At 60.4% G+C, this 21,941-nt stretch carries 22 protein-coding genes and 2 pseudogenes; 14 read left to right on the top strand and 10 right to left on the bottom strand.

Going from position 1 to position 21,941, the window contains the following annotated elements:
• Positions 1-52 precede the first annotated feature (52 nt).
• Both ACZ0AI_RS04180 and ACZ0AI_RS04175 read right to left on the bottom strand, forming a co-directional pair.
• Entirely contained in the window at positions 53-520 is a 468-nt protein-coding gene (locus ACZ0AI_RS04180) for a DUF3859 domain-containing protein (protein WP_463564695.1), read from the bottom strand.
• A gap of 61 nt (positions 521-581) precedes the next feature.
• Positions 582-1,610, bottom strand: a complete 1,029-nt coding sequence (locus ACZ0AI_RS04175) for an amidohydrolase family protein (RefSeq protein ID WP_463564694.1) — start codon at positions 1,608-1,610, stop codon at positions 582-584.
• Between the two features lie 709 nt (positions 1,611-2,319).
• Between ACZ0AI_RS04175 and ACZ0AI_RS04170 the strand changes: the two are divergent.
• The 4 genes and pseudogenes from ACZ0AI_RS04170 to ACZ0AI_RS04155 form a co-directional block, all read left to right on the top strand.
• Positions 2,320-3,228, top strand: a pseudogene (locus ACZ0AI_RS04170) (methyl-accepting chemotaxis protein); the annotation flags it as partial.
• 137 nt (positions 3,229-3,365) lie between these two features.
• The gene (locus ACZ0AI_RS04165; RefSeq protein ID WP_463564693.1) at positions 3,366-3,914 is read left to right on the top strand and encodes a sigma-70 family RNA polymerase sigma factor; all 549 of its coding nucleotides are present in this window, start codon (positions 3,366-3,368) and stop codon (positions 3,912-3,914) included.
• The gene (locus ACZ0AI_RS04160; RefSeq protein ID WP_463564692.1) at positions 3,911-4,615 is read left to right on the top strand and encodes an anti-sigma factor; all 705 of its coding nucleotides are present in this window, start codon (positions 3,911-3,913) and stop codon (positions 4,613-4,615) included. Before ACZ0AI_RS04165 ends, ACZ0AI_RS04160 begins: the two co-directional genes overlap by 4 nt.
• Before the next feature lie 152 nt (positions 4,616-4,767).
• A complete protein-coding gene (locus tag ACZ0AI_RS04155) occupies positions 4,768-5,553 on the top strand; it encodes a DUF4394 domain-containing protein (RefSeq protein WP_463564691.1) in 786 nt (261 codons plus the stop codon).
• A gap of 48 nt (positions 5,554-5,601) precedes the next feature.
• On the opposite strand, the gene ACZ0AI_RS04150 is transcribed toward ACZ0AI_RS04155, so the two are convergent.
• Together ACZ0AI_RS04150 and ACZ0AI_RS04145 are read right to left on the bottom strand one after the other, a co-directional pair.
• Complete coding sequence (locus tag ACZ0AI_RS04150; RefSeq protein WP_463564690.1) at positions 5,602-6,381, bottom strand: dienelactone hydrolase family protein; 780 nt, start codon at positions 6,379-6,381, stop codon at positions 5,602-5,604.
• Positions 6,382-6,495: 114 nt separating this feature from the next.
• Positions 6,496-7,104 (bottom strand): FMN-dependent NADH-azoreductase, encoded by a 609-nt coding sequence (locus ACZ0AI_RS04145; protein ID WP_463564689.1) that lies wholly within the window; start codon positions 7,102-7,104, stop codon positions 6,496-6,498.
• 148 nt (positions 7,105-7,252) lie between these two features.
• Here ACZ0AI_RS04145 and ACZ0AI_RS04140 point away from each other — a divergent pair, with 148 nt between their 5' ends.
• From ACZ0AI_RS04140 to ACZ0AI_RS04130, 3 genes are read left to right on the top strand one after another with little or no spacing between them, the layout of a single operon-like run.
• Positions 7,253-8,194: a LysR substrate-binding domain-containing protein gene (locus ACZ0AI_RS04140; RefSeq protein WP_463564688.1), complete on the top strand. Its 942-nt coding sequence runs from the start codon at positions 7,253-7,255 to the stop codon at positions 8,192-8,194.
• Between the two features lie 37 nt (positions 8,195-8,231).
• Entirely contained in the window at positions 8,232-9,431 is a 1,200-nt protein-coding gene (locus ACZ0AI_RS04135; protein ID WP_463564687.1) for an MFS transporter, read from the top strand.
• Entirely contained in the window at positions 9,428-9,781 is a 354-nt protein-coding gene (locus ACZ0AI_RS04130) for an MmcQ/YjbR family DNA-binding protein (RefSeq protein WP_463564686.1), read from the top strand. Before ACZ0AI_RS04135 ends, ACZ0AI_RS04130 begins: the two co-directional genes overlap by 4 nt.
• Here the strand turns inward: ACZ0AI_RS04130 and ACZ0AI_RS04125 are convergent.
• Together ACZ0AI_RS04125 and ACZ0AI_RS04120 are read right to left on the bottom strand one after the other, a co-directional pair.
• Positions 9,776-10,510, bottom strand: a complete 735-nt coding sequence (locus ACZ0AI_RS04125) for a DUF1294 domain-containing protein (RefSeq protein WP_463564685.1) — start codon at positions 10,508-10,510, stop codon at positions 9,776-9,778. The genes ACZ0AI_RS04130 and ACZ0AI_RS04125 overlap by 6 nt on opposite strands.
• Before the next feature lie 25 nt (positions 10,511-10,535).
• Positions 10,536-11,366, bottom strand: coding sequence for an undecaprenyl-diphosphate phosphatase (locus ACZ0AI_RS04120; protein ID WP_463564684.1), 831 nt, complete (start codon positions 11,364-11,366; stop codon positions 10,536-10,538).
• Between the two features lie 244 nt (positions 11,367-11,610).
• Here ACZ0AI_RS04120 and pnuC point away from each other — a divergent pair, with 244 nt between their 5' ends.
• The 7 genes and pseudogenes from pnuC to ACZ0AI_RS04085 all read left to right on the top strand — a co-directional run bounded on the left by pnuC (position 11,611) and on the right by ACZ0AI_RS04085 (position 18,537).
• Positions 11,611-12,177 carry a nicotinamide riboside transporter PnuC gene (gene pnuC / locus ACZ0AI_RS04115; RefSeq protein WP_463564683.1) on the top strand — a complete coding sequence of 189 codons (567 nt, stop codon included), beginning with the start codon at positions 11,611-11,613 and terminating at the stop codon, positions 12,175-12,177.
• On the top strand, positions 12,174-12,704 hold the full coding sequence (locus tag ACZ0AI_RS04110) for an AAA family ATPase (RefSeq protein ID WP_463564682.1): 531 nt from the start codon (positions 12,174-12,176) through the stop codon (positions 12,702-12,704). Before pnuC ends, ACZ0AI_RS04110 begins: the two co-directional genes overlap by 4 nt.
• 177 nt (positions 12,705-12,881) lie before the next feature.
• Positions 12,882-14,792 (top strand): di-heme-cytochrome C peroxidase, encoded by a 1,911-nt coding sequence (locus tag ACZ0AI_RS04105; RefSeq protein WP_463564681.1) that lies wholly within the window; start codon positions 12,882-12,884, stop codon positions 14,790-14,792.
• Positions 14,785-15,928 (top strand): annotated as a pseudogene (locus tag ACZ0AI_RS04100) (catalase family protein). The gene ACZ0AI_RS04105 and the pseudogene ACZ0AI_RS04100 overlap by 8 nt, the downstream one beginning before the upstream one ends.
• A gap of 68 nt (positions 15,929-15,996) precedes the next feature.
• Positions 15,997-16,353, top strand: a complete 357-nt coding sequence (gene queD, locus ACZ0AI_RS04095) for a 6-carboxytetrahydropterin synthase QueD (protein WP_225832780.1) — start codon at positions 15,997-15,999, stop codon at positions 16,351-16,353.
• Positions 16,354-16,408: 55 nt separating this feature from the next.
• Positions 16,409-17,320 carry a DMT family transporter gene (locus tag ACZ0AI_RS04090; RefSeq protein WP_463564679.1) on the top strand — a complete coding sequence of 304 codons (912 nt, stop codon included), beginning with the start codon at positions 16,409-16,411 and terminating at the stop codon, positions 17,318-17,320.
• A gap of 293 nt (positions 17,321-17,613) precedes the next feature.
• Entirely contained in the window at positions 17,614-18,537 is a 924-nt protein-coding gene (locus tag ACZ0AI_RS04085) for a GGDEF domain-containing protein (protein WP_463564678.1), read from the top strand.
• A gap of 96 nt (positions 18,538-18,633) precedes the next feature.
• Here the strand turns inward: ACZ0AI_RS04085 and rluB are convergent, their stop codons facing one another.
• The 4 genes from rluB to ACZ0AI_RS04065 all read right to left on the bottom strand — a co-directional run bounded on the left by rluB (position 18,634) and on the right by ACZ0AI_RS04065 (position 21,909).
• Positions 18,634-19,815, bottom strand: coding sequence for a 23S rRNA pseudouridine(2605) synthase RluB (gene rluB / locus ACZ0AI_RS04080; protein ID WP_463564677.1), 1,182 nt, complete (start codon positions 19,813-19,815; stop codon positions 18,634-18,636).
• Between the two features lie 154 nt (positions 19,816-19,969).
• On the bottom strand, positions 19,970-20,149 hold the full coding sequence (locus tag ACZ0AI_RS04075) for a DUF1289 domain-containing protein (protein ID WP_463564676.1): 180 nt from the start codon (positions 20,147-20,149) through the stop codon (positions 19,970-19,972).
• A complete protein-coding gene (gene scpB / locus ACZ0AI_RS04070; protein ID WP_463564675.1) occupies positions 20,146-20,949 on the bottom strand; it encodes an SMC-Scp complex subunit ScpB in 804 nt (267 codons plus the stop codon). The genes ACZ0AI_RS04075 and scpB overlap by 4 nt, the downstream gene beginning before the upstream one ends.
• Positions 20,950-21,015: 66 nt before the next feature.
• Entirely contained in the window at positions 21,016-21,909 is an 894-nt protein-coding gene (locus ACZ0AI_RS04065) for a DUF4261 domain-containing protein (RefSeq protein ID WP_463564674.1), read from the bottom strand.
• Positions 21,910-21,941 lie beyond the last annotated feature (32 nt).

The following is a 21,941-nucleotide window of genomic DNA, read 5'->3' as shown; positions in this document are numbered from 1 at the left end:
TATGCTCCGGGTTTATTCGCTGCAAGCTCGGGTAGCGTCGTGTTTCGCCGCCTCAGCGTACCTCGAAGCGCTGCTCAGCCAACTTGCGATCACCCTGAAACAGTAGGAAATGCCATTCGCCGGGTACCACTTCGTTATTCTCGGAAAACTCGAATGCCATGACGTCCTGCGGCGCATCGGGCACCAGATTCTGCGTCACCACGAACTTGTCGCGGCGCTGGCCATCGCTCCCGGTCACGCCTGGGGTGAGGTACAGCAGAGTCAGCGGTTCGCCATCGGCAGTCTTGCCGGTCAATGTATAGCGCATACCGAACTTGGTACCCAGCTTGGCCGGCACCACGCTAGTCTGCTGGATTTCCTGACTGGACTGGGTGAGCACCCGCTCACCCGGCTGAAAATCCTTGTACTGGCTAACGAAAACGCCGTATTCAACCGGCCCCTGCACACGTACTTCTGCTTGGGCCAGGCCTGCTGCCAGCAGCAGCGCCGCCGTCATCGTTGCGAATCGAAAGTGTTGCATCTCACGCTCCTTCTTTGGAATGGCGCGAGGCTATGACGCGACGATGACAGGCTGATGACAATCAGCGTGAAGCGGGCTGCGCCTCCCGCACAGTGCGCGGCAGGATGGAAAGGAAATTGTCTCTGGCCACTTTGTGAGCAACATCGTCGGGCAGCTCATCGAGGAAGCGATCAAAGCCCTGCATATACTCTCCCATGCTATCGAAACGCCCTACTACGTCGGAACCAATCATGAAACGCTCGGGGTAGCGGCCAACCAGCTCTACCCACTTCGGATCCGGCTTGCCGTTCTCGTCGGTGAGGTACGGCCTGAGCATTGTCCAGGACAGATCCACGTACAGATTTGGGTAGCTTTCCAGCATGCGTGAGAGCACGTCGAAGAGAAAGTCCAGTTTCTCCTGATGACGATGGATCTCCATACTGGTGCCGGCGTGAGCCCAGATGAAGCGCACGTGGGGGTGATTACGCAGTGGCTCTTCGATCTCCTGCAGATAGAGCGGATTACGCTCGCGCTTGGAGGTGATGTTGGAGTGCACCATCACCGGGAGATCGTATTCTGCCGCCAGGTGATAGATCCGTGTCATGGCCTCGTTGTTGGCCCGCGGGGTACTGCCCTCGATCAGCGAGGTCAGGTCGTCGTGGCGCGTGAATACCTCGCCGATGCCCTGCCAAAGCCCGGGGTCGAGCTCCAGCATGCGGCGGATATGGGCATCCGAATTCTTGTCGTTGGGGTTGAAACCAGACAGGAACGGGTGAAAACGATGGCGCTGCGCCTCGGGTACCTGCTTGTAGGCGTGGGCAATAAGCACGTCGGTAGCGCTGTACCAGTAGGCTGCAGCGTCATCGCCGGCGTAATAGCGCGGGCGCTTGGGCTCATCCTCGTGCCACTTCTTGGCGACCGGTATGCCCGAGAACATCACGTGATCGACCTTCGCCTCGTCCATGCGCTGCAGCAGTATGTCCATGCCTGCGCTTTCCTGGAAGAAATCGACGTAGTGCAAATGGGCATCGCTGTAACGATATTCGCGGGCTCCGGCGACAGTCGACGACAGGCCGATAAACAGCAAAAAACTCAAACGGATCAACTGCATGCTGATGTCCTCCTGACAGTGAGCAGCATAGACTGCGGCGCTTGAAAGCAAGTTCAGCAATTGATCCTGGACTGGAACGCGCTACGCACTATCGCGGTGCACATGTAAGCCCAAAGCACCCTGGCGGCACATTTTCGACCGGGATTGCGACCAAATCTGCGCCTGCATACTGGCACTTCGATTGCACTGCAGATGCAGACTCCATACAGAAGGCCGTGCCATGCTGCAGTTGCTGCGCAAGACCAATCGCAAATCCAGGGATCAGGAAGCGCTAGACGCCCTCTTCCTCCATCACGATCTGACCGCCCGGGTGGCGGAAGATCATCACACGATGTCCAACCTCAATCGCTTCAGCACAGTCCTGGAAAAACGTATCAGGGCCAGTCTAGGCGCTGCCGTCAGCATCGCTGCCCACGCCCCGCAGCTGGCACGCATAGCCGCCGACAACGAAGTCAGCGGACAGGTACTCGCGCAATCCTCGGAACTGATCGCCAGCGCCAGCGAACAGGTGACCACCACCTTGGACGTGGAACTGGTTCCCGGTACTGCGCAGGTGGCTGCCCTGTCGCGTGACGTGGCGGCCACTCTGCAGCAGTGTCAGCAAAACGGCAAAACCGTGTTGCAACAGGTAGATGTCATTGGCCAGAGCGAAATGCAACTGGGCCGTGTGATCGGCAATCTGACCGAGCAACTGGAGGAAGTCAGCAAAGTCATCGGAGTGATCGCCAGCATCTCCCAACAGACCAACCTGCTGGCGCTGAATGCCGCTATCGAGGCAGCCAGGGCGGGAGAGCACGGCCGCGGCTTTGCGGTGGTCGCTGAAGAAGTGCGGCGCTTGGCGGGCCATACCACGCAGGCGACCGGTCAGGTCAGCGATATCATCGAGCGCTTTCGCGAAGGTATGCGTGAGCTTGGTGAAGCCGGTGGGCATATGCACAACGCAGTGGCCGACGGTCGCAGCGGCATGCAGCAGGTCGACAGCGGCCTGGACAGTACCCGCCAGGCGATGGACAGCCTTGACGAGCGAGTCGGACAGATGGCGGCAGGCACCGAGCAAATCGGCCAGGCCGTACGCTCCATCAATGGAGACGTGCAGCGTATCGCTCAGGTATCGGCCGAGCTGCTCGGCAAGGCCGGTCAGGTTCTGCATCACAGCCAAGCGGTGAGAGAAGATGGCGATCGCCTGCTCGCCGGGCTCGGCGAATTCCGTTTGGACATTCACCAGGCAGTACGCCGCAGCGTCCAGCAACTGGCCGATCAACCAGCGCTGGCCGCGAGCGATATCGACAGTGTCGAACAGGCTCTGACAGCCATGCTCAAGCGTGACCCGCGCTTCGAGCTGTTCTACCTGGTCGATGCACGCGGCGTACAGCTCTCGCAGAACGTCTTCGCGGCGGACGTGCCCCATCAGACGGTGGCCAGCAGCCGCGGCCGCGACTGGAGCCAGCGCCCCTGGTTCCGCGCCGTTGCCGACGACCTCAGCAGCCACACCACCGAGGTCTATCGCTCATCGGCCACCGACGACTTCTGCTTTACCGTATCGGTGCCGATCCTCGACGCCCAGGGTCGTCTGCTACGGGTGCTAGGCGCCGATGTAAGGCTCTCGGCGCTGCTCTGAGCGGCCCGAACAACTCGCCAGCAGCTCCTCGCTGAGCTGCGCGAGAATATTTGTTTCACTCCCCCTACATCCGGCACGCCTTCTCTCGGGTATAACCCTTGTCACATTCAGGAAGCAGCCCATGACAGGACGACGGCATGTCTGACCCGATGTTCGACTACGAAAAAACGCTGGAAGCCTGCGCCCGCAGTGACGAGCGCGCCTTCCAGGCACTGTACCGCCAGGAATCCTCGCAGATGCTCGGTCTGGCAATCAGCCTGCTGGGCCAGCGCGACTCGGCCGAGGACTGCCTGCACGATGCCTTCGTGCAGATCTGGCGTAACGCCGGGCGCTTCCAGCGTTCACTGGGCAGCGGCCGGGCATGGATCTACAGCATCCTGCGCTACCGCGCGCTGAACCAGCTGCGCCAGCGCGGGCGCACCGTGGCCTTGGCGGACGACATCGCCGATCACCTGATCGATGAAAGTCCCTCGGCCGCTCAGCAACACGAACAACAGTCGGACAAGCGTCATCTGCGCGCCTGCCTGCAGAAACTCGAGCGCCCACGGCGTCATCCGGTTCTGCTGGCGTTCTACCGCGGCCTGACCCATGAGCAGATAGCAGAGCGCCTGACCACCCCACTGGGCACCATCAAAGGGCGCATTCGTAGCGGTCTGCGCGCACTGCAGGAGTGTTTGCAACGATGATAAGCACCGACCCCGCAGAACGCCGTGCGCTCATCGGCGAGTATGTTCTGGGCCTGCTCGAGCAGGATCAGGCCCGTGAAGTCGCCGAGTTGATAGAGCACGATCCCCATGCTGCCGCCATGGCGCTGGAATGGGAGCAGCACTTTCTCGAACTAAGCGACAAGCTTGAGCCCAGCACACCCTCGCCCGGCCTGTGGCCGCGCCTGCAGCAAACGCTGAACCTGGGTCAGCGGGCCAGCAGTTGGCAGGCCTGGTGGTCGAGTCTGAATACCTGGCGCCTGACCAGCGCGGCCCTGGCGATGGCGCTGATCATCGCCCTGCTGCCAATGCCGTGGCGCAGCGACGTGCTCCCGGCCTCCTACACCGCCGTGTTGCAGCCGCCTGGCGAAGCGGCAGCACCGGGCTGGGTAGTGCATATCGATGCAGCTGGCACCTTGCTGCTGGAGCCACTGCGTGAGGATCAGGTCGCGGCGGATCAATCCGTGCAGTTCTGGACGCTCGTCGATCCGAAGGACGGGCCGCGCTCACTCGGTCTTGTCGAGCCGGGCGAACGCCTGACCTTGTCCGCCGAGCAGATCGGCGCCGTACGCGCCGGCCAGCTGTTCGAGTTGACCCTGGAGCCCTCTGGTGGCTCGCCACTGAACAGGCCAACGGGCGAAGTGCTGTACATCGGCCGCGCTGTGGTAGCGGCGCTGGACTGAACGGATGCATGCCGAAAATCGGCAGATGTAAATAAATATGTCTGCCGACATCTGCCACGTCATCTCATGGGTATTGATAACAGGTGCTTCATCACGGTGCCTGGATGCGAGCGCGAAGAGAGCTTCGCGCCTTACCCATAGAGAGGACGCTCATGAACATTTCCAAGAAAATGCTCGGTATCGCTATCACCACCGCTGCTCTGGGCTGTGCCACTGCCAACGCCGACAACCTGCTGGCATTGAGTGCGGACGGCAAACTGCTGCACATCGACACCAAGACCCTCACCGTCGCTTCCGACGTGAAACTCAGCGGCGTATCCAGCCTGCGCGGCCTCGATGTACGTCCATCCAACGGTTGGATCTATGGCCTGGATGACGCTGGCCAACTCTACACCGTCGACGCCAAAACTGGCGCGGCCAGCAAAGCTGCCAAACTGAGCCAAGCGTTGCCAGGCAAAGGTCAGGCCGTCGTAGACTTCAACCCGGTAGCCGATCGTCTGCGCCTGCTGGCTGCCGACGGCACCAGCCTGCGTGTCAATGTTGAAAGCGGTGAAGTCGTGGTAGATGGCAAGGTCGCCTACGCCAAAGATGGCCCATATGCAGGCAAGACCGCCAAGGTGGTAGCCGGTGCTTACACCAACGCCTATGCCGGTACCGAGAAAACCGCGCTGTACACGGTGGATCTGGCCAGCGGCAACCTGATGCTGCAGAACCCGCCAAATGACGGCATCCAGCAGGTTGTCGGCAAGATCGCCGATGGCCTGAAAAATGCGGCGCTGGATATCAAGAGTGACGGCAAAGGCGGTAACACCGCTTACCTGCTGACCGGTGCCACGCTGCACCAGGTAAACCTGGAAACCGGCAAGGCCAGCGCGCTGGGCGAGATCAAGAATCTGCCTGCCGACATCATCGACATTACTGTCCTGCCAGCTATGTAAAACGCCAACAGGGGAAGGCCACCCGGCCTTCCCCTGTCTCGCCTCAGGTTACTCGAACACCTCATCGAGCAGATTGTTCATCGCCTTGAAGGCACGCGCCGCGACCAGTGGGTGGTACTGATTGCTACCCGGCGTGTTGGCCTGCGGATTGGTGAACGAATGCACCGCTCCACCGTAGCTCACCAACTGCCAGTCCACCTTGGTGGCCTTCATCTCCGCAACGAAACCATCGACCTGCGCCTGCGGCACTGCCGGATCGTCCGCGCCATGGAGCACCAGCACCGGTGCCTTGATGTTGTTGGCGTCAGTCGGGTTGGGCGTATCCAGATTGCCGTGGAAGGACACGAAAGCCTTAAGCGGAGCCCCCGAGCGAGCCAGCTCGAGAACGGTTCCGCCACCAAAGCAGAAACCGATCGCGCCCAGTTTGGAGGTATCCAGAGCGACCTGAGCGGTTTGCGCCTTGAGGACTTCGACCGCAGCCTGAGCGCGCTTGCGCATTAGCGCCCGATCACTGCGCACGGCGGTAGCCGCCTCCTTGGCTTCATCGGCATTGCTGGGACGAATGGCCTTGCCGTACATGTCGGCCATGAACACCACGTACTTGTCTCCGGCCGCACGCGCCGCTTTCTGAGCGGATGCATCGTTGACGCCCATCCAGTTGGGCACCATCAGCAAACCGGGACGCGGGTCAGTGACGGCGTCGTCATAGATCAGCAGGCCTTCGAACGGCTCACCATCGATTTCATAGGGAACGTTCTTGACCACCACACCCGCTTCGGCCAATCCCGCCAGCCCCAGCAACGCTACCGACAACAGTGATTTCTTCATTGTTTGACTCCCATCGCAGATGTGCCAACTCGATACAGCCGAAGCTGCGCCAGAGCCACAAGGAAGCACATTTGCGGCGCCAGGGAAACCCACGGCGCCGCGGCGGGAGTGGAGTCAGGCAGCGGCGAACAACGCGTGGATCTGCTCTTGAGCTCCGCGCAGCGCATTGGCTTTCGGTTCTTCGCCATAAGCCAGGCCCTCGGCACGCACCACCTGGATATCGGTGATGCCCAGGAAGCGCAGCACGAAGATCAGGTAATCCTCGTGAGCCTGCCCGCTGGCTTGGCCGGCATGCAGACCACCAGCGGTCGAGGCGATGATCACCTTCTTGCCACCTGCCAGACCTTTGGGACCGTTTTCGTCGTAGGCGAAGGTCTTGCCGGCCACGGAGATACGGTCGATCCAGGCCTTGAGCTGGCTCGGAATGGAGAAGTTGTACATCGGTGCGCCAATCACGATTGCGTCAGCGGCGAGAAATTCTTCCAGTGTGGCTTCGGCCAGCGCCACTTCATGAGCCTGGGCGGCATCGCGCAGCTCGGCGGGGGTACCACCGGCAACCAGGCTGGCAGCCGAGAAGTGGCTCAGCGCATCGCTGGCCAGATCGCGGTAAGTAACCTGGATGTCGGCCTGACCATTGTTCCAGGCATCGACAACAGCGGCGCTGAGCTGACGGGAAGCGGAAGCGTTGCCGAGAATGCTGGAATCAAGATGGAGAAGTTTCATGGTGGCTCCTTGAACAATTAGGTTCATCAGTAGATGTTCGATGGATTAATCCTACCGGTGAAGCCAATCCCTGATTAGTCGGCAAAAATGCGATGATGCGTTCCACTGATAGGACAAACCTCATTTCTCTGCTGAGCTGGAGCCTGTGATGCAGGATCTCAATGACCTGATGTACTTCGCCAAAGTAGTCGAGCATGGCGGGTTCAGCGCTGCGGGGCAGCAACTGGGCATTCCTAAATCCCGCCTATCGCGGCGAGTGGCCGAGCTCGAGACACGACTGGGCGTGCGTCTGCTGCAACGCACCACACGCAAGTTGGCGCTGACCGAAACCGGCGAGCGCTATCTGCGCCATTGTCAGGCCATGCTGCTCGAGGCAGAACAAGCTCAGGAGGCGGTGGCCTCGCTGAGCAGCGAGCCCCGTGGGCGGATTCGAATGTCCTGCCCCAGCGAACTGGCACGCGCTGGACTGCATCAGGTAATCAATACTTTTCTGCTGAAATATCCGCTGGTTCAACTGGACGTGATGCTGACCAATCGGCGTGTGGATCTGCTCCAGGAAGGCATAGACGTCGCCTTGCGGGTGCGCGATCAGGATGACGAGGATCCCTCGCTGATCGCCCGCCAACTGGCGCCAGCCTCCGCCTTTCTGGTGGCCTCTCCGGCCTTGCTGCAAGGGTTGAGCATTCACACCCCAGACGATCTGCAGCAATTGCCCGCGCTCGGCGCCGTGGGAAGCGACCGGCGTATTCATCATATTTTCAAGAGCCTGTCGGGAATACGTCGTGAGGTGACTTTCGAGGCGCGTCTGAGCATCGAAGACTTCGATATACGCAGGGAAGCGGCGCTGCAGGGTCTGGGCTTCACCATGCTGCCGCACACCAAGTGCCTGGCCGATATCAAGGCTGGCCGCCTGATTCGCCTGCTGCCGGACTGGGAACTGCCCGGCGGTCATCTGCAAGCCGTCTATCCTCATCGTCAGGGCATGCTGCCGGCTGTGAGGGCGTGGCTCGACCATATGATCCAGGCCAGTGCCAACGGCTGGCTGATGCCTGGAACGGACTTGGCTCCGGCCCTGTCAGAAACGCCTTAGAACGATCAATAACCCCTTCTACCAAACAGGATGCCCGATGACCGCTCGCAAGCCCCACGTTCCTGGCCAGACCGCCCGAATTCTTGCAGTGGTTTTCTTCACCTTCATCGGTTTCCTGTGTGTCGGCTTACCTCTCGCCGTGCTGCCTGGCTTCGTGCTCAACGATCTGGGCTATGGCTCGGTGATGGCTGGCCTGGTGATCAGCCTGCAGTACCTCGTCACTCTGGTTTCACGGCCCATCACCGGCGTGCTGATCGATCGTATCGGTCCCAAGCGTGCAGTGGTTTACGGCTTGGCCGGTGCTGCGGGCAGCGGCGTACTAACTCTCGCAGCGACCAGCGCGCATGGCCTCTCTAACGAAATTGGCCTGGGCTTGCTGCTGGCGGGGCGGGTAGCACTGGGTATCTCCCAGGCGCTGATCGGTACCGGCTCAATCACCTGGGGCATCGGTCGGGTCGGCGCAGAGAACACCGCACGGGTGATTTCCTGGAATGGCATCGCGTCCTATGGCGCCATCGCCATAGGTGCGCCGCTCGGGGTGGTGATGGCCTCCTCTCTGGGCCTCTGGAGTATCGGCTTGGCGATCACGCTGCTCAGCCTTGGCGCCCTTTGGGTGGCGCGCGACAAACCCGCCATCCCGATCATTCAGGGCAAACGCCTGCCGTTTCATAACGTATTCCTGACCATTGCGCCCAATGGTGTAGCGCTCGCGCTGGGCTCCATCGGTTTCGGCACCCTGGCGACCTTCGTCACCCTGTATTACGCCAGCCTCGGCTGGGAGCACGCGGCTTACTGCCTGAGCGCCTTTGGCGTGGCCTTCATCGTCGCCCGCCTGCTGTTCGCCGGCACGATCGAGCGGCGTGGCGGCTACCGAGTCGCGACCATCTGCCTGGCGATCGAAACCCTGGGGCTGTTGCTGCTCTGGCTTGCGCCAATACCGGCGCTGGCACTTTGTGGCGCCGCGCTGACGGGCTTCGGCCTGTCGCTGGTCTACCCGGCGCTGGGTGTGGAGGCAATCGGCAATATACCTGCGGCCAGCCGCAGTTCGGCCCTGGGCGCCTACGCGCTGTTCTTCGACCTGGCACTGGGCATCGCCGGCCCGCTGATGGGCCTGATCGCCAGCGCCTATGACTATGGCGCCGTGTTCCTCGCTTCCGGCCTGCTCTCGCTGCTCGGCCTTGGGCTGAGCCTGCTGCTGCTGCGCCGTGCGGAACGCCCGAAGGAAGTGCAGCCATGACCCGCGAAGAGCTGGTTGCCTTCTGTCTACAACTTCCAGGGGCTCGCGTCGATTACAAATGGGGCAGCAATCAAGTGTTTTCCGTGGCGCACAACAAGATGTTCGCCATCGTCGATTTTCTCGGTGACAACCTGGCCTTCAAGGTCGATGACGCGCTGTTTCTCGGTTTCACCGACCGCCCGGGCGTTCGCCCGGCGCCCTACCTGGCCCGTGCTCACTGGATCAGCATGAACGGTAGCCAGCCGCCCATCGGCGACGAAGAGCTGCGTGAGCTGCTGACCCGCTCTCACCAACTGGTCGTGCGGCGGCTGCCCAAGAAGCAGCAGGTCGGCTTGCTGCTCGATCTATAGCAGGCCGCCCAGCCTGCCACTGGTATAAGCCCCGGCCAACAACACCTGGTCAGCCCAGAACATCTGGTGCAGCACCACGATGATCCAGAACAGCAGCTGGTAAGAAAGTTTGCGCGTCTTGTGCCTGAACGCTTGCTGCGCCAGCAGAGCACCGGGCCAGCCGCCTGCCAGCTCGACCAGATGCAGAGTGTTCTCCGCAATACGCTGACAGCCACGCTGGGCGCTGCTCTTGTCGCTCCAGTAGAGAATGAAGCACAGCACGCTGGCCAGCGGATAAAGCAGCAGCGGCCAGATACTCTGCCCCTCTGCCAGCCAGCGCAGAGCGCCAAACGCGGGCAGGCTGCATAGGGCAGCGAAGATCACTAGCTTGGCGGCAGGATTGCGCAGCGCACCTGATGTCTGGCGGGTATTGCGTGCATGTGGTTTGGCTGCGCGCCCGGCCGCGGCCGGGGGCTTACGGGACGGTGCGGCAGTCCACGGCTTGACGCGAATCTGCGGCTGATCGATGGCCAGCTCACCCGAAAGGCGCAGATGCTCGGCACGCAAACGCCCCTTTTCGTCACGCCCGGCGACGAACATCACCTGATCACCGGCGCTGGGTCGGCGATCACCACGCATCGCCGAGATATGCGCGAAGACTTCGACACCACCCGCAATGGGCTGAATGAAGCCGAAGCCCTTGTCGTCGTTCCAGCTCTTGATTCGGCCGGCCTGTTCCTTGGTTTGCATAAGTCTTCCCTGCCTGGCGAGGCAATCAGCCTTCTGCCGTGCTCCAGTCGATCCAGCCGAATTGCCAAGTCGCCAGGATCACCAGACCAAAAGCGATCCGGTACCAGGCGAACACCGCGTAGCTGTGGTTGGCGATAAATACCAGCAGCGCACGCACGGTAATCATGGCCACTACAAACGTCGTCACGAAACCGATGGCGAACATGGGTAGATCGCTCCACTGCAGTATTTCGCGGTATTTGTAGAGCGAGTATACGGTGGCTGCGACCATGGTCGGCATGGCCAGAAAGAACGAGAATTCGGTGGCTGCTTTGCGCGACAGGCCAAACAACAGACCGCCGATGATGGTCGAGCCAGAGCGTGATGTACCCGGAATGAGTGCCAGGCACTGGGCGAAACCGACCTTGAGGGCCAGCTTCCAGTCCATGTCATCGACCGACTCCGCGACGATGCGGTGCTGGCGTTTCTCCGCCCAGAGCATGATCACGCCGCCGATAACCAAGGCCGCACTGACGGTGATCGGATTGAACAGCCAGTGTTCAATGATATCGGCGAACAGCAGACCGAGGATCACCGCAGGAATGAAGGCAACCAACACGTTGATCGTGAAGCGCCGCGCCATGGGATCGCTGCCCAGGCCGGTGACCACCGACGTGATGCGCTGACGAAACTCCCACATCACCGCCAGGATCGCGCCGAGCTGGATGATGATCTTGAATGCCGTGGCGCGCTCACCATTGAACGACAGCAGATCGCCAACGACGATCAGGTGACCCGTGCTGGAAATGGGCAGAAATTCAGTGAGGCCTTCAACGATACCCAGGATCAGCGCCTGAAAAGCGAGCCAACTGTCCATCAGAACTCCTACGGATGTGCCAGACAGGCTGGCTGGAAAGGGGATGATTCTCGGACTGGAGTGGCTGGTGTAGGTTCCAGCATGGCCGAAAAAAGCGGCAGTTATAAAGCAGTTGTTTTCAATTTCAAACCGCTATCACTGCCGACTAGGAAATTGCAGCCGTAACGCGCGCTCTAGTGACGAGACGACCGCAGTGACAAGGGATAGAATGCGCCCCCTAGAAAACCATTCACTCAGGGGTTCCATGTCACCGCTCGAAGCCTGCGCCTCGCTGCTCGGTCTGATCGCCGTCTGGCTGACCGTGCGCCAGAATCCCTGGTGCTGGCCGGTTGGCCTGGTCATGGTAGTGCTATACGCCTGGGTATTCTTTGAGGCCAAGCTGTATTCCAACGTACTGCTGCAATTCGTCTACGCCGCTCTGCAGCTCTACGGATGGTGGCACTGGACACGGGGTGACCGCCCTGACGAGCGACTCCAGGTCTCGAGTCTGGATCTTCGCCAAATCGCCGCCGGCCTTGCGCTGGGCCTGCTGGGCTCGGTCGTGCTGGGTGTGTTGATGAGCACCTACACCGACGCCAGCGCGCCTTGGCAGGATGCCACACTGTGTGCCTTCAGCCTGGTCGCGCAATTGTGGATGGCCAAGAAGCGCCTGCAATGCTGGCCGCTATGGATCGTCCTCGACCTGCTGTTCGTCGCACTGTTCATCGACCAGGCGCTGTACTCCACTGCTGCCTTGTACGGCCTGTTCACCCTGCTCGCCTGCCACGGCTGGCTGACTTGGCGGCGAGAACTGATCGCGCGTGCAGCATGAAAGTGCTGGTAATGACAGGCCCCGAGTCCAGCGGCAAGAGCTGGCTGGCCAATGAGTTGCAGCAGCGCTTCGGGGGGATTGTCGTCGGTGAGTACGTGCGCCATTTCATCGACAGTGAGCAACGCGATACCTGCTATGCCGATATATCTACCATCGCCAGGGGCCAGCTGGCCTGGGAAGATGCCGCGCGGGAGAAGCGCCCTCACCTGCTGATTCTCGATACCCACCTGCTCAGTAATATTCTCTGGAGCCGTGAGCTGTTCGGCGACTGCCCGGACTGGATGGAACCGGCGCTACTAGCGCGTGACTACCACTTGCATCTATTGCTCGACCCGCGCGGGGTCGAATGGATCAATGACGGCCAGCGCTGCCAGCCGGATCTCGCACAGCGGGTCACTTTTCATCAGGCCTGCGCTGCATGGCTCGCGGCACATGAGCAGACCATCGTGGAAATTGCAGGCACCTGGAGTGAGCGCCAGAGCGAAGTCATTGGCCGGGTCGAAGCCTGGCTGGCAGTTGGCGAATAAAAAGTTTCCGGGAGAACTTTTTAACGTCGCTTGCTAAGGCCGGCAGTGTGCCCGCCAGGGATGGCAGGCCATCAAAAGCCACACAAATATCACGGGATGCATGCCTGGCATCTTGCCATTAGCCGTTGGCATGGGCATAAAGGAACACGACTAGAAAACGCCACAAGGACGTCACCGATGCGCATGATTCGCCGCACTTTGCAGATAATCCTTCTGCTGTTGCTCATCGCGTTAATGATCGCCGCTTACTTCATCGCCAAGCCCAATCTTCCCGACTACACGCCAGCGGACAAGGTGCATTACCTCGGGCAATGGAGCGAGCAGGAACGTCAGTTCTATTACTATACGCCCCAGGGAACCCGGGTTAAGGGCCTGCAATACGCATGGTTCCCGGCGCTGGAACTGCCCTTCGGCAAGGCCAAATTCGCTGACCCCGACTACTTGGCGCGTTTCGGCTTTCTCACTCAACCAGGGCAAAAAGCCACGCCACTCAACCCTGGCAACCTGCCGGTGGGCTTCGCACGCCATCAGGACGACCAAAGCGGTGTCCAGTACCTGGACATCACCTGTTCTGCCTGCCACACCGGCGAGCTGCGCTACAAAGGCCAGGCGGTGCGTATCGACGGCGGTGCAGCTTTGCACTCCCTGGCCTCCACTGTGCCGACTCTCAAGGGGGGCAGTTTTGGCCAGTCCCTTGGCATGAGCATGGCATTCACCTATTACAATCCACTGAAGTTTCGCCGCTTCGCCCGGGAAGTATTGGGTGAGCACTACGAGCGTGATTACGACACCCTGCGGGTGGAATTCAAGCAGGTCCTCGATCAGTTGCTGAGTACCGCTTACAACGATTGGCACAGAGGCCTTTACCCGACCGAAGAAGGCTTCGGCCGTACCGATGCCTTCGGGCGCATTGCCAATACCGTATTCGGTGACAGCATCGACGCCGCCAATTACCGGGTTGCCGATGCCCCCGTCAGCTATCCGCACCTCTGGGATATCTGGAAGTTCGACTGGGTGCAGTGGAACGGCTCGGCCATGCAGCCCATGGCACGTAACGTCGGCGAATCGCTCGGCGTTGGCGCCACGCTGCATCTGCTCGACGAAAACGGGAGAGCCGTCCCGGAGTCTCAGCGTTATGCCTCAAGCGTCCGCATCACCGACCTCTATGCACTGGAGGAAACGCTCAAGCGCCTGCAACCACCTGCGTGGCCGGAAAAGATCTTCGGCAAGGTGGATCTCGACCTGGCCAGCCGAGGGCGCGCTCTGTTCCAGGAAAACTGCGCCCACTGCCACGCACCACAGGCAGTTCCGCCGGACAAACGCATGGCTCCGGAGCGCGACCCAGAGTGGCACATGCGCGTCATCCCAACATCCATCGTCGGCACCGACTCCACCACTGCCGACAATATCGCCGACCATCGTTTCGACATCAGCAAGTTGGGATGGACGAAAGCAGAGCTGGCCAAGCTCGACGTCAAACTGTTCAGCAACAGCCTCGAAAAGGTCGACTTGCGCGCCATCTCCACCGCCGAAGCGCTGGCTTACGTCACCGCCTATGTCGAAGAGCGGGCATACCGCGACAACGGCATCGCGCCGGAGCAACGCAAGCGCATGGATGGCTACGGCCTGCCTATCGGCGTGCAGGAGATCCGCGGCTACAAGGCCCGGCCCCTCGACAGCATCTGGGCCACCCCGCCCTTCCTGCACAATGGCTCGGTACCTACGCTGTTTCATCTGCTGTCGCCGGTCTCGGAGCGTCCCAGCCGCTTCTGGGTCGGTAACTTCGAATTCGATCCCCAGCATGTCGGCTTCGTCAGCGACAAGTTCCCCGGCGGCTTCCTTCTCGATACCCGCATCAAAGGCAACGGCAACAACGGCCACGAGTTCCGCGACGGCTGCCGTAACAACGGCGTCATTGGCCGAGGTCTACAGCCGGAGGAGCGTTGGGCACTGGTCGAGTACCTGAAGGTGCTGGGTAATGCGCAGCTGGAAAATCAATTGAGCGAAGTGCCGAGCAAACCCTGGAGCCCTGGACAGTTCTGCCAGGGCAGCGTGACGGCAAACAACAAGGAGTCCAACGATGCTTAAACGATTCTGGCTTTGGCTCGGCAGGCTTCTAGGCAAGATGCTCGTCGTGCTACTGATCGTCGGTCTTGGTGGCTGGGCAATAGGCGCCGCCTACTACAGCTGGAAGTTTTCCGGACCGGTTTCCAGCGAGGAACAGATACCCGCCAATGAGGCGGCCTATACCGAGGGCATCATCGAAGACGCTATCCGCGTGGTCGAGCAGCACCGCGACAATACTCGCGTCCTGCGCGACGCCCATGCCAAGGCGCACGGCTGCGTAAAAGCCGAAGTAACCGTACGTGCCGAGCTCGATGAAACCCTGCGCCATGGCGTGCTCAGTGAACCAGGCAAGACCTGGCAGGCCTGGATGCGCCTGTCCAACGGCAACGCCTATCCGCAGTTCGACCGCGCTCGTGATGCCAGGGGGATGGCCATCAAGCTGCTCGACGTTCCAGGCAACAAGCTGATGGTCAATCCGCGCCATGCCGACGAGCAGGATTTCGTGATGTTCAACCATCCGGCATTCTTCGTACGTGACGTTGCCGAGTACCGGAGCAACTTCGCCGCCCAGGCGGACGGCAAGAAAGCGCTGGCCTTCTTCCCCAGCTTCGATCCCCGCACCTGGGAGATCCGCCACCTGATCATCGCCCTGAAAACGCTTTCGCCTGCGCCGAGCAGCCCGGTCGAAACGACCTACAACTCGATCGCCCCCTTCAAGCTGGGACCAGCACAACATCAAGTACCGGGTCATCCCCAGCCCTGAAAGCTGCCCGACCTACGCGATTCCCAAGCCCAACACCGACCTGCCCAACTTTCTGCGTAGCGCGCTTTATCAGCAGCTGTCACTGGATCGCATGCCAGCCTGCTTCGCGCTGCAGGTACAGCGGCAGAACCCAAGCTATTACATGCCGATCGAAGACCCTAGTGTGGAATGGGACGAACGGATTTCGCCGTTCGAAACCGTCGCGGACATCCGCCTCCCGGCCCAGGACTTCGACAGTTCGGAGCAGAACCTGTTTTGCGACAACCTGTCCTTCAATCCGTGGCACGCCTTACCGGAGCATCGCCCAATCGGCGGAATCAATCGCTTGCGCAAGGCGGTCTACGAAGCGGTAAGCGTCTATCGCCACGATCGCAACGCCGCCCTGGCGCAGTGAACGTCCTACAGTACGCAGCAGGCTGCTAGAATCGCAGCCTGTTCGCACCGTAGACAAAGAGACTGGCCTTGGAACTGTTCAAAGAATTCATCTTCGAAGCCGCCCACCGGCTCCCCCATGTGCCGGAAGGCCATAAATGCGCGCGCCTGCACGGCCACTCCTTCCGCATCGCGGTCTATATCGAGGGAGAGGTCGATCCGCATACCGGATGGATTCGCGACTTTTCGGAGATAAAGGCCATCTTCAAGCCGATCTACGAGCAGCTCGACCACAACTACCTCAACGACATACCTGGTCTGGAAAACCCGACCAGCGAAGTCCTCGCTAAATGGGTATGGCAGCAGCTCAAACCTCTGCTGCCAGAGCTGTCGCGCATCCGTATTCACGAAACCTGCAGCAGCGGCTGTGAATATCGCGGCGACTGAAGATGTGCCCTGTCCTCCGCGCTAGCTCGCCGAGCGAAGAGGCAAGCGAATCACCATGAGCAATCAACACGTCAGAAATGACAGCGTATATCAGGGAATAGCGCTGATTGTGTCTGCCGTTTTCCTGCTCTCGCTCGCTGATGCATCAGTGAAGTATTTCAGTGCTCGAGTGGCGCTATGGCAGCTATTCCTACTCGTGTCTGGCATGTCGGTTCCACTCCTTGGAATATGGCTGGTCACAAGAATCAGCTCCGGGCAGCTGCGCGTAGCATCGGTGCGCTGGATTACAGTAAGGAGCATCTTGCTGTTACTGATGTGGGTAGCCTATTACTCGGCGTTGCCACTCATTCCCCTCTCCGTGGCTGCCGTTGCCATATACACCACACCGCTCTTCATCGCGATTTTTTCGACGTGCTATGGCGCAGAACGACTCTCGGTTCGTGGCTGGATAGCCGTAGCGCTAGGCTTTGCAGGGGTCGCTATCGTCCTACGCCCTGGATCTGAAGCATTTGATCTTGCGGTGTTTTTACCTGTAATCGGTGCAGTATTCTATGCCGCTGCGATGGTGTTGACGCGCCGGCACTGTCGAGGTGAGCACCCACTCGTAATGGCTCTGGGCCTGAACATAGCGTTTCTAGTCGCCGCCAGTTTTGTCGGTCTTCTGTCCTATTTAGGTGGCCCGGCCCTGATAGCCTCTGCGCCGGGGCTGTTTTTGGCCTGGCAACCCATAGGCTGGCAGGAAGCAATTTTTATCGTCAGCTATGCAATTGCTTTGGTTACCATCAATACCGCTATAGCCAAAGCCTACCAAATCGCACCTTCGGCGCTGATCGGAACATTTGACTACATTTACCTTATTTTCGCGTGTCTCTGGGGGTATTTGATCTTTAATGAAGTGCCAGGCGTGCATACATGGAGCGGAATGCTGTTGATCCTGGTGGCCGGCGTGCTAGTGATGCGCCGCTAACCTCCGATCTCACTGCCTTTGCCTCGATAAATCGAGTGCTCACGTTGAAATCATTCCCAGCTCCGGCACCCAACCAACAGCAAAACCCAACTCGACATTAAATTGTCGCGACCATGCCAAGACCGGCAGATCATTGCCGGTCTTCTGACAGCCAATTGCCATCAATGGCACTCTGCCTCTCGCCTCACAATCCAACCCATTGAACCTAAAGGCTTTTATAAGGCCAAAAAAGACTGGCACGAAATTCGCTCTATTACTCATAAGCCGTAATGAAGCGCCAGAGGTTCGCCAAAATGGTTCCACCTAGCCAGAAGAACACGATCGATTTCGATGCTGCCAAGCTGCAGCGTCTCGATTTCTCGAATCGTAAGGATCAGGCCCGCCCGATCAGCCTCGCACAGTTGCGCCAGCGACTTGGCCTGCAATTACAAACCAGCCTGGATGCAGAACGCATTCTCGGCATGTTCTTTCGTGAGCTTCAGCACCTGGTGCCAGTCGATGCGCTCGGCTACCAGCACTTGAGCAGCGACTTGCGCCTGGACATGGGTCAACAGGCCAATCATTCGGCCACCTACCGCCTCAGCCATGAGAGCGAATACTTGGGCGAGCTGACCTTTCGCCGCCGCCAGCGCTTCTCCGATCAGGAGCTGGCGCAGTTGGAGTCGCTACTCGCCTGCCTGCTGTTCCCGCTGCGCAACGCCCTGCTTTACCGCGTTGCCATCCAGAGCGCGCTGCGCGACCCCTTGACCAACACTGGCAACCGCATCGCCATGGATCAGGTGCTAGGACGGGAAATCGAGTTGGCTCGCCGTAACGGGCAACCGCTGTCGCTGTTGATGCTGGATATCGACCACTTCAAACGCATCAACGATGAGCACGGTCACAGCGCTGGAGACGAAGTACTGAAGGCCGTAGCCGCGACCCTCAAGGATCAGCTACGCAATATCGACATGGTGTTCCGCTACGGTGGCGAAGAGTTTCTGGTACTGCTTTCCGGCACACCACGCGAAGGTGCCGCACTGGTAGGGGAGCGCCTGCGCGAGTCAGTGCTGGAACTGCAATGCGTGGCGCAAGGCAAACCTATCGAGCTCTCCGTCAGTCTCGGTTGCGCTACCCTGGAGCCAGGCGAGCCTTTGGAAAACCTACTCGACCGAGCAGACAAGGCGCTGTATAGCGCCAAACGCAACGGACGTAACTGCATGGCCATGGCCGGCTGATCTAAATCCTAGAACCACAAAAAAGGGCCCCACTCTTCACCGAGGGGGCCCTTTTTCATGATCACAGGCAGCAACTACGAGCTACTTTGCGATCCGTTACTGTGGCTTGCGGCTGCCACGACCAAAGCCTGGACGCTGGCCTTCGCTTGCCGGGCGGCTGCGACCCTTGTCGGCGCCAGCCGGTTTGCGCGGTGCGCGCTCGCCCGACTCTGGGCGGTCGCCGCGGGGCTTGCCGGGCTTCTTGCCCACATCACGCGGGCGCTCGGCAACTGGCGTGCCGCGCGATGTCTCGCTACGCCCTTCACCACGTGGAGTGCGAGGCGCACGTGTCGGACGCTCGCCCTGCTCCTCACGGGAACCACGACCGCTGCTGGATGGCTGAGCGGGGCCGCCAGTGGCTGGGCGCGCGGTACGCGCCGGACGCTCACCACGGCCAATCGGCTTCGCCGCCTTGCGCTGCAAACGATCAAGCTTCTCGCGGGCCTTTTCCTTCATTTCCGGCAGCGCCACCGACTTGAGGCCGACCTCTTCACTGAGGATATCGACTTCGCGCTGGCTCATTTCACGCCAGCGACCCATAGGCAGATCGGAGGTCATGAATACCGGGCCAAAGCGCACACGCTTCAGACGGCTGACCACCAGACCTTGCGACTCCCACAGGCGCCGCACTTCACGGTTACGACCTTCCATGACCACGCAGTGGTACCAATGGTTGAAGCCTTCGCCGCCGGGCGCTTCCTTGATGTCGGTAAACTTGGCTGGGCCGTCTTCAAGCATCACGCCAGCCTTGAGACGTTCGATCATTTCCTCGTCGACTTCACCACGCACGCGCACGGCGTACTCGCGATCCATCTGGTAGGACGGGTGCATCAGGCGGTTGGCCAGCTCACCGTCGGTGGTGAACATCAGCAAGCCGGTGGTGTTGATGTCCAGACGACCGATATTGATCCAGCGGCCTTCCTTCGGCCGCGGCAAGCGGTCGAATACGGTTGGGCGCTTTTCAGGATCGTCACGGGTGCAGATCTCGCCGTCGGGCTTGTTATAGATCAGAACACGACGCAGTGCTTCCGTGGCTTCTTCGCGGCGCAGCAGGCGGCCGTCGATGGCGATGGCGTCATGCAAGTCGACGCGCTGACCCAAGGTGGCGTCTTTGCCGTTGACCTTGACGCGACCTGCACTGATCCAGGACTCGATCTCACGGCGCGAGGCCAGACCGATACGAGCCAGGACTTTCTGCAGTTTCTCGCCAGCGGGGCTGTATTCTTCGGTTTCACTCATCTGGGCACCTCCCGGTGTTTTCTGGTGATAGGACGATCATCTCGTCGAAGGGGCGCGAATCATACGCGGATAAGGCGCTCAACGCACCTGGCGCAAGAGCATAGCTGACCAGATGAAGGCGTCCAGCGAGCGGCTGTCAACACAGGCGCTCAGCTCAGTGCTTGCGGCGCGCCTTGGAGCCCAGTACCAATAAGCGCATATCGGCCTCGGCCAGAACCAGGCGCTGCTCAGCCTTGTCGAGTTTTTTCCAGGCCTTTATCTCGGCCTTGCTGCGCCCGCAGCCCAGGCAAATGCTATCGCTGAACTTGCAGACGCTGATGCAGGGATCTTTCATGGGCTCTCTTCACGGCTGTCATCCTCAGCTGTAGAGACAGCGCCCTGTTCTTCGAGGTTCGGCTCTTCGTCAGCACGCGCCAAGTCATCGAAATCGGTTTTCAGGCCCTGCTCCATGGCGTCGAGCTCGGCCAGCAAGGAACCGAAACTGGTCTCGGAACTGGCTTCAGCCTCGCCGGGCTCGTCGCCCACGGCGAGATCGGCGCGAGCCTGCAGGCTCTGCGGCACGTCTGGGTCGTCATCCGTGGCCAGGATCGGCTCGGGCTCCAGCTCACGTAGCGCGGCCAGAGGCGGCAGTTCGTCGAGATTCTTCAGGTTGAAGTGATCGAGAAAGCCCTTGGTGGTCGCGAACATCGCTGGCCTGCCGGGAACCTCCCGATAGCCCACCACGCGAATCCACTCGCGCTCCAGCAGGGTTTTAACGATCTGGCTGTTCACGGCAACACTGCGAATTTCCTCGATCTCGCCGCGAGTGATGGGCTGACGGTAGGCGATCAGTGCCAAGGTTTCGAGCATGGCACGGGAGTAACGTTGCGGGCGCTCTTCCCACAAACGCCCAACCCAAGTAGAGAGATTCTCACGGATCTGCAGCCGGTAGCCGGATGCCACTTCCTTGAGTTCAAACGCCCGTCCCTTGCAACTGCCGCCCAGAATCGCCAGCGCCTTGCGAAAGACGTCGGGCTCCGGCCGTTCGGCCTCCTCAAACAATTCCATGATCCGCTCGAACGACAGCGGCTTGCCAGACGCGAGCAAAAGGCCCTCGAGTAAGGTTGCGAGTTGTTTGGGATCGGACAGGTTCATCGTCTGGGCAAGGTCTGCTTGGCTCTGGGGCGGCGCCAGCTTAGCAAATCAGCGAGCGCCACGCCGTCAATGGCTGACGATCTCGCTCGCCGCGATGATCTCGGCAACCAGCACTCGCTCGGGGCCATGCAGGTAGTACTCAGCCTCGGCTGGCTCGCGCAACCGCATGAACTCGGTTTCACCGATCTGCATAGTGTGCCCCGCCTCCATTTGCGCGCCGCTCTGGATCAGATAGCCGAGCACGTTATTGAAGATGTCCATGTAACGCTGGCCTTCATGATGGCCGGCAGCCAGCGCGGCGAAATCCGGCAGACCGAACGCACCACAGCCATAGGTACGCATCCACACACCCTGCACACCCTCGACCTGATACTTCACAAAGCCGCAGTACAGCATGGTCAGCGGCAGGTCACGGAGGATCTCCAGGCTGTGTTCGCCCATGTCTTCATCGGCGAACACGGCAGCCGGCAAGGAGGTATGCGCCGTTTCGTTGAGCACCGCCAGCGCCCCGAAACTAGCCAACGCCCCGGCAACGGCAGCCAAAGCCACGTATTGCTCCAGCGGATCGGTTTCATGGCCTGCGTAGTACAGCAGGATGTGGCTGGTCTGTTGCCGCACCTCGTCCTTGACCTGCTGGGGGTAGTGCGCCGGGGCGACGCAGTTTTCCAGAGCGTCAGCAGGAAAGGGATGGTCGAAACCGACCATTTTCACCACATGGGAACCCCAACCGGCCAGGGCGAAGAACTGTTCAACCTCGTCGGAGATGTCACAGCGGGCATCGCCCATGCTCGGATGGTAACGACGCAGAGCCGCCGTCAGGGGCGCCTCGGCGATACGCAGAGGCTGGGCGAACACCACCTGCAGGCTGGGCGGGTTTTCGATGCCTGGCTTGGCGACCAGCTCGGTGTTATCGGTGCTGCTGCCGTCCTGACGGCCGAAGAAGCGGGAAAACAGACTCATTGAATCGTCCTGATTAATGGGTGGGAATAGCC

This window comes from Pseudomonas sp. AC355 (assembly GCF_979258205.1).
The sequence above is the reverse complement of the archived record's forward strand: the minus strand, read 5'-3'. Positions and strand labels throughout refer to the sequence as shown.

What these genes read in the sequence shown, in the direction of transcription:
- ACZ0AI_RS04180 (WP_463564695.1), bottom strand. Translation starts at nt 520, where the DNA reads ATGCAACACTTTCGATTCGCAACGATGACGGCGGCGCTGCTGCTGGCA.
- ACZ0AI_RS04175 (WP_463564694.1), bottom strand. Translation starts at nt 1,610, where the DNA reads ATGCAGTTGATCCGTTTGAGTTTTTTGCTGTTTATCGGCCTGTCGTCG.
- ACZ0AI_RS04165 (WP_463564693.1), top strand. Translation starts at nt 3,366, where the DNA reads ATGTCTGACCCGATGTTCGACTACGAAAAAACGCTGGAAGCCTGCGCC.
- ACZ0AI_RS04160 (WP_463564692.1), top strand. Translation starts at nt 3,911, where the DNA reads ATGATAAGCACCGACCCCGCAGAACGCCGTGCGCTCATCGGCGAGTAT.
- ACZ0AI_RS04155 (WP_463564691.1), top strand. Translation starts at nt 4,768, where the DNA reads ATGAACATTTCCAAGAAAATGCTCGGTATCGCTATCACCACCGCTGCT.
- ACZ0AI_RS04150 (WP_463564690.1), bottom strand. Translation starts at nt 6,381, where the DNA reads ATGAAGAAATCACTGTTGTCGGTAGCGTTGCTGGGGCTGGCGGGATTG.
- ACZ0AI_RS04145 (WP_463564689.1), bottom strand. Translation starts at nt 7,104, where the DNA reads ATGAAACTTCTCCATCTTGATTCCAGCATTCTCGGCAACGCTTCCGCT.
- ACZ0AI_RS04140 (WP_463564688.1), top strand. Translation starts at nt 7,253, where the DNA reads ATGCAGGATCTCAATGACCTGATGTACTTCGCCAAAGTAGTCGAGCAT.
- ACZ0AI_RS04135 (WP_463564687.1), top strand. Translation starts at nt 8,232, where the DNA reads ATGACCGCTCGCAAGCCCCACGTTCCTGGCCAGACCGCCCGAATTCTT.
- ACZ0AI_RS04130 (WP_463564686.1), top strand. Translation starts at nt 9,428, where the DNA reads ATGACCCGCGAAGAGCTGGTTGCCTTCTGTCTACAACTTCCAGGGGCT.
- ACZ0AI_RS04125 (WP_463564685.1), bottom strand. Translation starts at nt 10,510, where the DNA reads ATGCAAACCAAGGAACAGGCCGGCCGAATCAAGAGCTGGAACGACGAC.
- ACZ0AI_RS04120 (WP_463564684.1), bottom strand. Translation starts at nt 11,366, where the DNA reads ATGGACAGTTGGCTCGCTTTTCAGGCGCTGATCCTGGGTATCGTTGAA.
- pnuC (WP_463564683.1), top strand. Translation starts at nt 11,611, where the DNA reads ATGTCACCGCTCGAAGCCTGCGCCTCGCTGCTCGGTCTGATCGCCGTC.
- ACZ0AI_RS04110 (WP_463564682.1), top strand. Translation starts at nt 12,174, where the DNA reads ATGAAAGTGCTGGTAATGACAGGCCCCGAGTCCAGCGGCAAGAGCTGG.
- ACZ0AI_RS04105 (WP_463564681.1), top strand. Translation starts at nt 12,882, where the DNA reads ATGCGCATGATTCGCCGCACTTTGCAGATAATCCTTCTGCTGTTGCTC.
- ACZ0AI_RS04090 (WP_463564679.1), top strand. Translation starts at nt 16,409, where the DNA reads ATGAGCAATCAACACGTCAGAAATGACAGCGTATATCAGGGAATAGCG.
- ACZ0AI_RS04085 (WP_463564678.1), top strand. Translation starts at nt 17,614, where the DNA reads ATGGTTCCACCTAGCCAGAAGAACACGATCGATTTCGATGCTGCCAAG.
- rluB (WP_463564677.1), bottom strand. Translation starts at nt 19,815, where the DNA reads ATGAGTGAAACCGAAGAATACAGCCCCGCTGGCGAGAAACTGCAGAAA.
- ACZ0AI_RS04075 (WP_463564676.1), bottom strand. Translation starts at nt 20,149, where the DNA reads ATGAAAGATCCCTGCATCAGCGTCTGCAAGTTCAGCGATAGCATTTGC.
- scpB (WP_463564675.1), bottom strand. Translation starts at nt 20,949, where the DNA reads ATGAACCTGTCCGATCCCAAACAACTCGCAACCTTACTCGAGGGCCTT.
- ACZ0AI_RS04065 (WP_463564674.1), bottom strand. Translation starts at nt 21,909, where the DNA reads ATGAGTCTGTTTTCCCGCTTCTTCGGCCGTCAGGACGGCAGCAGCACC.